8 protein-coding genes are annotated in these 12,645 nt (G+C 58.3%); 6 read left to right on the forward strand and 2 right to left on the reverse strand.

The features are described from left to right. Nucleotides 1–308: 308 nt before the first annotated feature. Nucleotides 309–1,943 (reverse strand): ATP-binding protein, encoded by a 1,635-nt coding sequence (locus NA619_RS24615; RefSeq protein WP_255964394.1) that lies wholly within the window; start codon nucleotides 1,941–1,943, stop codon nucleotides 309–311. Beyond that, nucleotides 1,940–2,659 carry a winged helix-turn-helix domain-containing protein gene (locus NA619_RS24620; protein ID WP_255964395.1) on the reverse strand — a complete coding sequence of 240 codons (720 nt, stop codon included), beginning with the start codon at nucleotides 2,657–2,659 and terminating at the stop codon, nucleotides 1,940–1,942. Before NA619_RS24620 ends, NA619_RS24615 begins: the two co-directional genes overlap by 4 nt. A gap of 1,367 nt (nucleotides 2,660–4,026) precedes the next feature. Between NA619_RS24620 and NA619_RS24625 the strand changes: the two genes are divergently transcribed. From NA619_RS24625 to NA619_RS24650, 6 genes are all read left to right on the forward strand, one after another. Beyond that, nucleotides 4,027–6,921, forward strand: a complete 2,895-nt coding sequence (locus NA619_RS24625) for a ribonucleoside-diphosphate reductase subunit alpha (protein WP_255964396.1) — start codon at nucleotides 4,027–4,029, stop codon at nucleotides 6,919–6,921. A 480-nt stretch (nucleotides 6,922–7,401) separates the two neighbouring features. Beyond that, entirely contained in the window at nucleotides 7,402–8,649 is a 1,248-nt protein-coding gene (locus tag NA619_RS24630) for a ribonucleotide-diphosphate reductase subunit beta (RefSeq protein ID WP_255964397.1), read from the forward strand. Nucleotides 8,650–8,728: 79 nt separating this feature from the next. Beyond that, nucleotides 8,729–10,111, forward strand: a complete 1,383-nt coding sequence (locus tag NA619_RS25170; RefSeq protein WP_255964398.1) for an AAA family ATPase — start codon at nucleotides 8,729–8,731, stop codon at nucleotides 10,109–10,111. Nucleotide 10,112: 1 nt separating this feature from the next. Beyond that, the gene (locus NA619_RS24640; protein ID WP_255964399.1) at nucleotides 10,113–10,754 is read left to right on the forward strand and encodes a DUF4276 family protein; all 642 of its coding nucleotides are present in this window, start codon (nucleotides 10,113–10,115) and stop codon (nucleotides 10,752–10,754) included. 188 nt (nucleotides 10,755–10,942) lie between these two features. After that, complete coding sequence (locus NA619_RS24645; protein ID WP_255964400.1) at nucleotides 10,943–11,473, forward strand: REP-associated tyrosine transposase; 531 nt, start codon at nucleotides 10,943–10,945, stop codon at nucleotides 11,471–11,473. Nucleotides 11,474–11,598: 125 nt separating this feature from the next. Beyond that, nucleotides 11,599–12,531, forward strand: coding sequence for a hypothetical protein (locus NA619_RS24650; protein ID WP_255964401.1), 933 nt, complete (start codon nucleotides 11,599–11,601; stop codon nucleotides 12,529–12,531). Nucleotides 12,532–12,645: the final 114 nt, after the last annotated feature.

Raw genomic sequence — 12,645 nt, forward strand, 5'->3', positions numbered from 1 at the left:
CGCCCCACACCGAGATCACCGTAGGTTGGCTGAGCGAAGCGATACCCATCATTTCCGGGGCTCTGCGATCGGTATCGCAAGCTCAACCCATCCTACGTGGAGCCACGCCCCACACCGAGATCGCCGTAGGATGGCGTTGAGCGAAGCGATACCCATCACAGCCGGGGGGCTCTGCGATGGGTATCGCAGGCTCAACCCATCCTACGTGGTGCAACGCTCCGCACCGAGATCACCGTAGGATGGCGTTGAGCGAAGCGATACCCATCACTTCCGGGGCTCTGCGATGGGTATCGCAGGCTCAACCCATCCTACGGGTTACCACGCCCCGTCGGCGCCGCTAGCCCAACCGGTTGTTTGCGCGGCCAGACCAGGCTGAAGCGTGCGCCGCCCAGTTCGCTATGGGCGATCTGCGAGCGGCCGCCGTGCCAATAAGAGATCCGTCGGACGATGGACAGCCCCAGCCCATGGCCGCCAGAGGCGCGAGTGCGGCTGTCGTCCAGGCGCATGAAGGGTGCGAACACCTTTTCCCATGACTCTTCCGGCACGCCCGGGCCGTCATCGTCGACCGCCAATGTGGCGCGCTCGGCATCAATCGCGAAACTCACCTCGACCCGGGTTCTGGCATGCCGCATGGCATTGGTGATCAGGTTGCTCAAGGCCCGGCGCAGGTAATGGGGCTCAGCTTCGACCAGGCTGCTGCCGCCCTCTGCCGGGATGCAGCATCCACGCTCGACCCGAACATCCGGTCGCAGCGGCGCCAGCTCGCCAATCACCTGATCGACCAGCGCACTCAGGTCGACCGTTAAAAAGGTCAGCTGCGGCGAACCGCGCTCAAGACGGGTGTACACCAGCATCTCGTCGACCAGCCGATCCAGATCGTCGATGTCGCCGTCCATGTCTTCGAGATAGCGGGTTCGCGCTTCCGGGGTTTGCGCCGAGCCGGCCATCTCCAGGCCGAAGCGCAATCGCGCCACCGGCGTACGCAGCTCATGCGCCACTGCACTGACCATTTCCCGCTGCACAGCCAGCAGACGTTGCAGATGGCTGGCCATGCCGTTGAAGGCTTTGGCCAAGCGCCCGACCGAATCAGTGCCGGCATCCGGCACGCGCGCCTCGAGATGGCCCCCGGCGATGCGGGTGGCGGCGCCTTCCAGTCCGCGCAGGCGCCGCTCCAGCTGACGCACCAATAGATAGACCATCAGCCCGATCAGCGACAGGCCAAGCACGCCGATCAGCACCAGCAACTGCGGAGGATAGAGATTCAGCTGGTAGAGCGGCCCCAGCGCCATGATCCAGGAGGTGCCCGAGATCGCCGCGAACACCCTGATCGCCTCGCCGCCGCGCACCAGTGCCATGACCGTGTCGCCCTCGTCCAGGCGGCGGCGCTGGTCATCGTCCAGGCTGGCGCTGTCGCGGGTCAGCAGTTCCAGATCATAGCCAAAGCCACGGGCTTCCTTGAGTTCGGCCAGGCGCTGGGGTTGTTCGTCCTCGGGATAGCGGATCAGCTCGTCGATCAGCAGATAGATGGTCGCACGCGCCAGCTGCTCACTGAGCTGCTCCACCACACCGGTCAGGGCCAAGCGGTCCTCGGCGCTAACCAGCGCGAATATCGTCACACTGTCCGGCCGCAATTGCTCCACCAGCACCTGGCCGTTGAGCAGACGGCTTTCCAGCCGGCTTTCCAGGCTGATGTCTTCCAGGGTTCGGACACGCAGCGGGATGCCCAGCAGGCGTCCCCAAAGATTGGCCGCCTGCCGCCGTTCGATGGGCGTCATGCTGCTCATGTTGTGCGCCATCAGGCGAAAGGTGCCGCTGGCGAGCGCTTCGCGGTGTTGGTCGGCCCGCACTTCGTTCAGCAAGTGCAGGCCGCCCGCGCCCAGAACCCCGACCAGGACCAGTACGACGAGCATGCCGCCGTAGATCCGCAGGAAGATCGAATTCACTGCAGCGCTTCAGCCGCTTCGGATACGAACAGATAACCTTTGCCGCGTACTGTTTTGATCAACCGGGGATGATCCGGATCGTCACCGATCTTTGGCCGGATGCGCGAGATTCGCACGTCGATGGAACGGTCCTGACCGTCGTACTCGATGCCGCGCAGCTCAGCGAAGATCTGCTCGCGAGACATGATGCGGCCGGGGTTTGATGCCAGCAGCCACAGCAGATCGAACTCGGCGCCGGTCAGCTCGATGCCTTCACCCCGCAGCCAGGCTTCGCGCAGCGCGTGGTCGACCACCAATGGACCGTATTGGATGCGCTTGCTGGCCTGCGGCGGCGCCTCGATGCCTTCGCGACGGCGCAACAGTGCGCGGATACGCGCCAGCAGCAGTCGCGGGCGCACCGGCTTGCAGACATAGTCATCGGCGCCTATTTCAAGGCCTAGCACCTGGTCGAGGTCGTCGGCGCGGGCGGTCAGCATCAGGATCGGGCCGTCATAGCGGTCGCGCACCTTGCGGCAGATGCTCAACCCATCCTCGCCCGGCAGCATCAGATCGAGCACCACCAGATCGGGGCGCTCATCGATGATGCGTCCGGCTGCCAACGCGCCATCCCCTTCAATGGTGACCTTCAGGCCGTTACCCTCAAGATACTCGCGGGTCAGCTCGGCCAACCGCTGGTCATCTTCGACAATCAGGATGTTCCACGACTCTTGATCCACCACGCGCCCTCCCCAGACACCGGCCGGCATTGTAGCGCCAGGGCACGTGCATATGGCAGCGGCAGAAAGACGGCCTGCCTTGCAACGGCGTCGCGGTTGCCGCCCAGCGCTACGCCCATGCACAAACGCTTTTGTAGGGTGGGATTTATCCCACAACGGTGCCGGGCCACGACTTCACCGTACAACTTGGCGTCGAAACGGCGTCACGGCTGTGCTCGCTCGCCAACTTCGATCCGTGCAACCCGCTCTTCAGCCGCTGCGATTAGCTAAGTCCCAACGCCCTTGAACGGCGTCGAGGTTGCCTCCAGGCGCTACGCTCGCGCACAGACGCTTTCGTAGGGTGGGATTCATCCCACCAACGGTGCCGGGCCATGACTTCACCGTACAGCCTGGCGTCGAAACGGCGCCGCAATTGCCGCCAAGGGCTGCGCCCGCGCACATACGCCTATGTAGGGTGGGATTTATCCCACCAACGGTGCCGGGCCACGACTTCACCCTCCGTCCTGACTTCGAAACAGCGCCACAGTTGTGCCTCTGCTCGCGAAACCTTGATCCCCGCGACCTGCTTTTCAGCCTGCTGCGGTTGGCTATACCCCGACGCGGTGGCGACTGCACAAGCTGATGCCATCTCAGCCAGTGGATCGCTAAACCGGCAATTAGCCACCATGGAGACACGCAGCGTCGAATTGCCGTCTCGCTGACTCCTTCGCGCCCGAAATCCGCCTTTGACAAAACACCACATATAGTGTTTTGCCCCAAGGGCCACCGAGCACCACGAAGCGCCGGTCGGGCACGCATTTCATCCGATCCCGGCGTAGCCCCGAATCGGCGCGGCTTGCGCCCTGATAGCGCACAGCTCACGCACAACTTATCCACAGGTTGTTCATTTTTGGTGCCTTGCGCTGTGCCAAAACCAGCACTATCGTGTCGCTCCAAGCGGTTTTTACCCCATATGTTGGGTCAAAAGCGTCCGACAGACACAAACGTCGAAAAAAGCAAGCGAAATAATTCGCTCTGATTTTTACCCGGCTCGCGCCCGCACCTGGCGCGTTAGATCGGTCCCGCAGACCCCCAGGCTGCGCTGCCCAACGTTGATTTCGCTCAAGCCCAGCAGTAGCGCATGCGCCGAACGCATCACACTACATGTTGTGTTTTGAGGTTGTGATCTTCACAACGCCTGACTATGCTTCGGCACATTCGATTCGCCACCTCCGGTGCCAGATCGTTTCCAGTTTTGAGATACCCATGGGCCGGTCCGCCGGGGCATGGTTCATGCAATACGAGACGCGCAACATCAGATCAGGGCCGCCCACGAAGATGGCCCGACACCTAACGTGCTACCGAGACAGAGAGAATCCGGAGACCCCATGCAGAACGAGTCCATTCGCGAGAACCCGCACGCCGACAACAGCTCGCTGGACCTGGCCGCTACCGCGCCGGGCCAGCTGCGCGTGATCAAGCGCAACGGTACAGTCGTCCCCTACACCGATGACAAGATCACCGTCGCCATCACCAAGGCGTTTCTCGCAGTGGAAGGCAACAGCGCCTCCGCCTCGTCGCGCATCCATGACACCGTCGCGCGCCTGACCGAACAGGTCACCGCCACCTTCAAGCGCCGCATGCCCTCCGGCGGCACCATCCATATCGAAGAAATCCAGGACCAGGTCGAACTGGCCCTGATGCGTTCCGGCGAGCAGAAAGTCGCCCGCGACTACGTGATCTATCGCGAATCCCGTAGCCAGGAGCGCAAGCGTGGCGCAGTCGACGTACCGGTCGATGCCCATCCGAGCATTCGCATCAAGCGCGCCGACGGCAGCATGGCGCCGCTGGACCTGGGCCGCCTGAACACCATCATCACCGAAGCCTGCGAAGGCCTCGAAGAAGTCGATGGCTCGCTGATCCAGAAAGAAACCCTGAAGAACCTCTACGACGGCGTCGAGCAGACCGACGTCAACACCGCTCTGGTGATGACCGCCCGTACTCTGGTCGAGCGTGAGCCGAACTACTCCTACGTCACCGCCCGCCTGCTGATGGACACCCTGCGCGCCGAGGCTCTGACGTTCCTGGAAGTCGCCGAATCCGCCACCCATCACGAAATGGCTGACCTGTACGCCAAAGCGCTGCCGGCCTACGTGGACAAAGGCGTGCAGTTCGAACTGCTCGACCCGCGCCTGAAGGAATACGACCTGGCCAAGCTGGGCGCCGCGATCAACCACGAGCAGGACCAGCAGTTCACCTACCTCGGCCTGCAGACCCTCTACGACCGCTACTTCATCCACAAGGATGGCGTGCGTTTCGAGCTGCCGCAGATCTTCTTCATGCGCGTCGCCATGGGCCTGGCCATCGAGGAAGAAAACCGCGAAGCCCGTGCCATCGAGTTCTACAACCTGCTGTCGTCCTTCGACTACATGGCCTCCACGCCGACCCTGTTCAACGCCGGCACCCTGCGTCCGCAGCTGTCCTCGTGCTACCTGACCACAGTGCCGGACGACCTGGGCGGCATCTACGATGCCATCCGCGATAACGCCCTGCTCTCCAAGTTCGCCGGCGGCCTGGGCAACGACTGGACTCCAGTGCGCGCACTGGGCGCCTACATCAAGGGCACCAACGGCAAATCCCAGGGCGTCGTGCCCTTCCTGAAAGTGGTCAACGACACCGCCGTCGCGGTCAACCAGGGCGGCAAGCGCAAGGGCGCGGTCTGCGCCTACCTGGAAACCTGGCACCTGGACATCGAGGAATTCCTCGAGCTGCGCAAGAACACCGGTGACGACCGTCGCCGTACCCACGACATGAACACCGCCAACTGGATTCCGGACCTGTTCATGAAGCGCGTCTTCGACGACGGCAAGTGGACCCTGTTCTCGCCGAGCGAAGTACCGGACCTGCACGACCTCACCGGCAAGGCCTTCGAGGAGCGCTACGAGTACTACGAAGCCCTGATCGAATACGGCAAGATCAAGAACTACAAGACCCTGCAGGCCAAAGACCTGTGGCGCAAGATGCTCTCCATGCTGTTCGAAACCGGCCACCCATGGCTGACCTTCAAGGACCCGTGCAACCTGCGCAGCCCGCAGCAGCACGTCGGCGTGGTGCACAGCTCCAACCTCTGCACCGAGATCACGCTCAATACCAACAAGGACGAGATCGCCGTCTGCAACCTGGGCTCGATCAACCTGCCGCGCCACATCGTCGACGGCAAGCTGGACACCGCCAAGCTGGAGCGCACCGTGCGCACCGCGGTGCGGATGCTCGATAACGTCATCGACATCAACTACTACTCGGTGCCGCAGGCGCGTAACTCCAACCTCAAGCACCGCCCGGTAGGCCTGGGCATCATGGGCTTCCAGGACGCGCTGTACCTGCAGCACATCCCGTACGGCTCCGATGCCGCCATCGACTTCGCCGACAAATCCATGGAAGCGGTCAGCTACTACGCCATCCAGGCCTCCTGTGACCTGGCCGACGAGCGCGGCGCCTACGAAACCTTCCAGGGTTCGTTGTGGAGCCAGGGCATCCTGCCGCTGGATTCGCAGCAGATCCTCATCGAAGCGCGTGGCCAGAAGTACATCGACGTCGACCTGACCGAGTCCCTGGACTGGGCCCCGGTACGTGCCCGCGTCAAGAACGGCATCCGTAACTCGAACATCATGGCCATCGCGCCGACCGCGACCATCGCCAACATCACCGGCGTGTCGCAGTCCATCGAGCCGACCTACCAGAACCTGTACGTGAAATCGAACCTCTCGGGCGAATTCACCGTGATCAACCCCTACCTGGTTCGCGACCTCAAGGCCCGCGGCCTGTGGGATGCGGTCATGATCAACGACCTCAAGTACTACGACGGTTCCGTGCAGCAGATCGAGCGCATCCCGCAGGAGTTGAAAGACCTCTACGCGACCGCCTTCGAAGTGGAAACCAAGTGGATCGTCGACGCCGCCAGCCGCCGCCAGAAGTGGATCGACCAGGCCCAGTCCCTGAACCTCTACATCGCCGGCGCCAGCGGCAAGAAGCTGGACGTGACCTACCGCATGGCCTGGTACCGTGGCCTGAAAACCACCTACTACCTCCGTGCCCTGGCCGCGACCAGCACCGAGAAGTCCACCGTCAACACCGGCAAGCTCAACGCCGTGTCCAGCGGTGGCAACGGCAGCGCCAGCGCTGCTCCGGCGAAAGCTGCGCCAGCGCCAGAAATGTCCGCCGGCCCTGCACCGGTTCCAAAGGCGTGTGCCATTGATGAACCAGACTGCGAAGCCTGCCAATAAGGAGCCTTGGCTGACGCACAAATCTGAGCGGACCGCGCGTTGTTGCCCGGCAGGCCGGCCCCCATCACGTACATGCGTACGCTCAGGGGCTCCGACCCGCCAGGCGCCTAGCGCTGCCTCGCTCTGGAAACCGCTTGCACCGAGCTGCTGCTGAAAAGCGCTGCTCTTTTGTAGGAGCGAGGGGGACGCCTAGTCCTTGCTCGCGATCCACTATCCGCCAACTCCCGATCCGAGTTAGTGCAATAGCCAGAGGCCAGCCCTGATCCAGTCCCCTCGCCCCTCCGGGGAGAGGGCTAGGGTGAGGGGCAGCCCCACCAGACAACACAAAGGCCGGGCCCAAACCCGACCTGATACAGAACACAAAAAGGGCGCAGGGCACCACCACCCTCCCCCAACAAAACACCCGCTTTTGCGTGCAAACCAAAAGCCACCAGACATTTTCGACCGGCCACGACCGGTCCCCAATCAGGAGAAACCGCCATGCTGAGCTGGGACGAATTCGACGAAGAAGACACCACCACCGCGCAGGCCGCCCCCCAAGCCGCTGCTACCAATACTGACGCGCCGGCCAAGCTCGACAAGGACGCCGCTGGCTCCGTCGAAGAAGCCCGCGCCGTAGCCGCTGACGACTCCGCTGCCGTCGCCCGCGCCAAGAAGGCCCTGGACGACCTCGACATCCAGGAAGGCCTGGACGAACTCGAAGGCGAATCCGCCCGCGTTCACGTCGGCGACAAGCAGATGATCAATGCCCGCGCCGACCTCAACCAGCTCGTACCCTTCAAGTACGACTGGGCCTGGCAGAAGTATCTGGACGGTTGCGCCAACCACTGGATGCCGCAGGAAGTGAACATGAACGCCGACATCGCCCTGTGGAAGACGCCGGACGGCCTCTCCGAGGACGAGCGCCGCATCGTCAAGCGCAACCTGGGCTTCTTCTCCACCGCCGACAGCCTGGTCGCCAACAACCTCGTGCTGGCCGTGTACCGCCTGATCACCAACCCCGAGTGCCGCCAGTACATCCTGCGCCAGGCCTTCGAAGAGGCCATCCACACCCACGCCTATCAATACTGCATCGAATCGCTGGGCATGGATGAAGGCGAGATCTTCAACATGTACCACGAGATCCCGAGCGTCGCGAAGAAGGCCTCCTGGGGCCTCAAGTACACCCGCTCCATCTCCGACCCGACCTTCCAGACCGGCACCGTCGAGACGGACAAAGAATTCCTGCGTAACCTCATCGCCTACTACTGCGTACTCGAAGGCATCTTCTTCTACTGCGGCTTCACCCAGATCCTATCCATGGGCCGCCGCAACAAGATGACCGGCACCGCCGAGCAGTTCCAATACATCCTGCGCGACGAGTCCATGCACCTGAACTTCGGCATCGACGTGATCAACCAGATCAAGATCGAAAACCCACACCTGTGGGACGCCGCCATGAAGGACGAAGCGACCCAGATGATCCTCCAGGGTACGCAGCTCGAAATCGAATACGCCCGCGACACCATGCCCCGCGGCGTCCTCGGCATGAACGCCTCGATGATGGAGGACTACCTCAAATTCATCGCCAACCGCCGCCTGACGCAGATTGGCTTGAAGGAAGAGTATCCAGGCACCACCAACCCGTTCCCATGGATGAGCGAGATCATGGACTTGAAGAAGGAGAAGAACTTCTTCGAGACGCGGGTTATTGAGTATCAGACGGGTGGGGCTTTGAGCTGGGATTGATCCTGAAATAGGTATAAGCTAAATAAAAAGCTCCGCTAGACGGGGCTTTTTATTGATCAACATATAGGACCTTTTTCTAGTGCTTACCAAATTAGAAGCGCACGGCTTTAAGAACCTATTAGATTTCTCTGTATCATTTGGACCATTCAACTGTATCGCCGGATTGAACGGAGTTGGTAAATCAAATATCTTTGATGCAATAAAGTTCATATCCCTACTAAGCGAAATGTCGATAATTGAAGCCGCGCTCGCAGTGCGGGACTCTGAATCGACAGATCCTTTAGATATATTTTGGACAAATGGCAATTACAGGTCGGAGCGACTTCGATTAGCTGTAGAAATGATCGTCCCACCTGAAGTAGTAGATGATTTTGGACGCAAGGCAGAAGCAAAATCCACTTTCCTTAGATATGAAATTGAGATTGCCCGTGATGTCGAGGAAGAAAAATCCGGGGCGTTAGGGCTGTATCTAGCGCGCGAAGAACTCAGCCATATCAATAAAGGGGACGCGATAGCCAGACTAAACTTTCCACTTAGCGCAGGAATATTCCGCGACCAAGTAGTCATCAACAAAAGAAAAGGCGCTGGCTTTATTTCGACACAAGTAATACAAGATGACGTTATAGAAATCCACTTGCATCAAGATGGAGGCAGCAGCGGCCAACCTCAAAAAATTCCAGCTCGGCACATACCAAAGACTGTAGTAGCTAATACTAATAGCGCAGTATGGCCTACGGTTCTTGCAGCCAGGCGTGAAATGCAGTCTTGGAGGTTTCTCTCTTTAGAACCAAGTGCAATGAGGCGCTCAAATAAAATGCACGAAGACAGTAACGTAGGCGCTGATGGAGGCAGACTAGCTGCGACATTGCATAAACTTCATAGAAAAGATGAAAATATTTACTCAAGAATTGCCAGCCGACTATCAGAGATAATTCCTACATCTGATATCCGAGTAGATGTTGACCAAACGCGACAATTACTCACGGTAGAGGTGAAAGAAAGATCGGGTGCATTTCTTCCAGCACGGGCGCTATCAGATGGGACATTGAGATTTTTAGCATTATGCATCATGGCTGAGGACCCAGAATTCAAAGGATTGCTTTGCTTTGAAGAGCCAGAGAATGGAATCCACCCCGAAAAAATGGCCTCCATGTTGCAACTACTAAAGGAACTGGCTGTTGATTCAAACCAAGAGGTAAATGAGGGAAACCCGATGCGGCAGATACTTATCGCCACACATTCTCCTGTATTGGTCGGACTTGAATCACCAGACGATCTGATATACGCGGACGTTGTTAAGGTCAAAGGGCCGGATGGAAAGCCAGCATCAACAATTCGTTGCAAGTTTCTGCCAGAAAGCTGGCAGAGCAGGTCTGGAGCGGAGCGTATCAACAAAGGTTCCATAATCTCTTATCTAACGCTACCAGCGCATAGCCAAATTGGCTTAGATTTCTGCGAATAGTATGAGAATTAATTTTTTACTGATCGGTGAAGGCACATCAGACCTCAGACTAATCGACCATATAGAGTCAATCTTTATTAACGAGGGCTTTACAGAAGTAAGTGGTGAAGCACCGGACCTGGGACGTTTTACGCCTCCTGCCGGACGAGATACAAAAAGCAAGATAGGGTGTCTTCTAAAGCACTTCCCAAACTTTGACGCAATATTTATTCATCGCGACGCAGACAACAGCGGCGCTGCCGCACGGGAAAGGGAAATAGCTGACGCTGCAGCCGAGCTGATATCTTTAGATAAAGTAATCCCAGTAATACCCGTGACCATGCTCGAAACATGGCTTTTAGCAGACATTGATATTTTAAAAAGAGTTGCAGGAAACTTAAATTACAAAGGAATACCAAACAATCTTCCGCCCATCAACCGGCTTGAAAGCGTAAAAGATTCTAAGCAGTTATTGCTAGACACGCTTTGCACTCTAAGCGAAACCCAAGGCGCAAGACTTCAAAAATTTAAAAAACGGTTCCCCGAGATGAGGGCGCGATTGACGTATGATCTTGACCCAAATGGCCCGATTAACGAACTCAGCTCCTATCGCGAATTCCGAGCCCGTATTAAGGAGTTATCGAACCGATTACTCAATCCTTAGGGATGGTCTGAAGTAGCGAGGTAGCCTGAAAGTGACGCGTGGAAAAGGCTTCGCCGTTTTCCGCCCTACGCTCTGGCAACGTCGATGCGTCGTCGGTGTAGACGGGTGAGATGCCGTAGGGTGGATAACGCTTTTCTTATCCACCGATACGGACCTCCCGCCAACACAACGCTCAAGGATGAGCCGCCATGTCCCGCTACCGCCGCGCCCAAGTGCCGGGTGCCACCTATTTCTTCACGGTTAACCTGCGTAACCGCCGCAGCGACATTCTTGTCCGTCACATTGACCTTCTCCGCGAGACGGTACGCGCCACCAAGGAACGCCATCCCTTCCATATCGATGCCTGGGTCGTCCTGCCTGATCACATGCATTGCGTCTGGACGTTACCGGAAGGCGACGCAGATTTCGCGTTGCGTTGGAAGGTCATCAAATTCGCGTTTGCCAGGCGACTGCCGAAAACGGAGGTGCTGACGGCAACGCAAAGATCCCGTGGTGAGCGAGGGGTCTGGCAACGACGCTACTGGGAACATCTGATTCGTGACGAACGCGACTACCGGCATCACGTTGACTACGTCCACCTCAATCCATTGAAACATGGGTGGGTTACGCGCGTTGCAGATTGGCCTTACTCCAGCTTTCATCGAGCGGTCGCGGCCGGCGTTTATCCGGTTGACTGGTGCGGTGATGACAGGCAACTCTTCGTAGGTAGTGCGGGGTGACGCGTAGAAAAGGCTTCGCCGTTTTCCACCCTACGGCTACTAACGCATTGCGCGCGATGCATATTGCAGCGCCCCGCTCGCTCCCGTAGCGTGGCCGCCTTCGAATCGGCTTCAAGGATGACGTAATGCAACAGCGATGGATCGACCAGCCAGCGTCAGATGAAGACGTGTTTGACCGCTTTCTTGCATCGACCAGCGCGTTTCTGAATCGGCATATGTCGATCATTCTCAAGGCCGGACCACCACTGTTCGGCTTCGCGATATTTGTCTTCTATTTCTACCGTCACCAGTTTTATCCGAGCTTCGATCTGTTTCAATTTTCCTCGCTACTAATCGCCGCAGCCGCTATTGGGTTCACGATCATTGGCTTGCTTGTGTTGGCGCTGTTTAGCCCAGGCATATGGATCTATTACCAGTTTTTCCAGCACAAACAAGTCAAAGACGATCTCAAATACTCACTGCCGTATCTGGAGGACCGTCGAGGTTGGTGGGTTCTAAAACTAGGAAGCCTGGTCTTTGGGCTGCCATTCATAACTTGCACGTTAGGCCTGATGGCCGTGCTAATCCTGGCGCCATCACTATTCCCGTTAACAGTCGTTCTGGTCCCGATAGCGGTCACGCTTTTGTTCGGTCTGATCATCCAAATCGTCTTCGAACTGAAGCCATTCAGCTTTCTTCGATACATGTGGACGGCAGACATTGGGGTGATGATTGCAGGCCTCCTGACGACCTTTACGCTCGGTCAATCCGCTCCGATAATTGAAGGCTTTGAGATCGGCGTGTGGAAATCGGCAATCTACGTAGTTGTAGTTCTAGTCGTTCCGCTCATTGCAGCGTTGTGCGCGTTCGTTTTCATTGCGGGCTGGAACGCCGCTTTGCACTTTTCCATTTTCTTCGCACTAGTGATCGCGCTTTACAGTGGTCTGCTAACCACTTGCCCGATAAGACTGTGCATGCATTGGGGTTGGGTAATTTTCGAGCCGAATCGATTCTGTTCGAACCTGGCTTTTGCGACGATTCAGTGGAACCTCTGTACTTGGATGGCGCTTGTGCGATGAATAACGTCCAGGTCATATGGTCTCTTGGCGAGACGTTGATCCTGCGGCGCGACGACCGCGTTCTACAAATCCCTTCCAGGTTCGTTCGGGCAGTAATCAAACCAGCTGAATAAC

This window comes from Stutzerimonas stutzeri (genome assembly GCF_024448895.1).
Lineage (GTDB): Bacteria > Pseudomonadota > Gammaproteobacteria > Pseudomonadales > Pseudomonadaceae > Stutzerimonas > Stutzerimonas stutzeri_Q.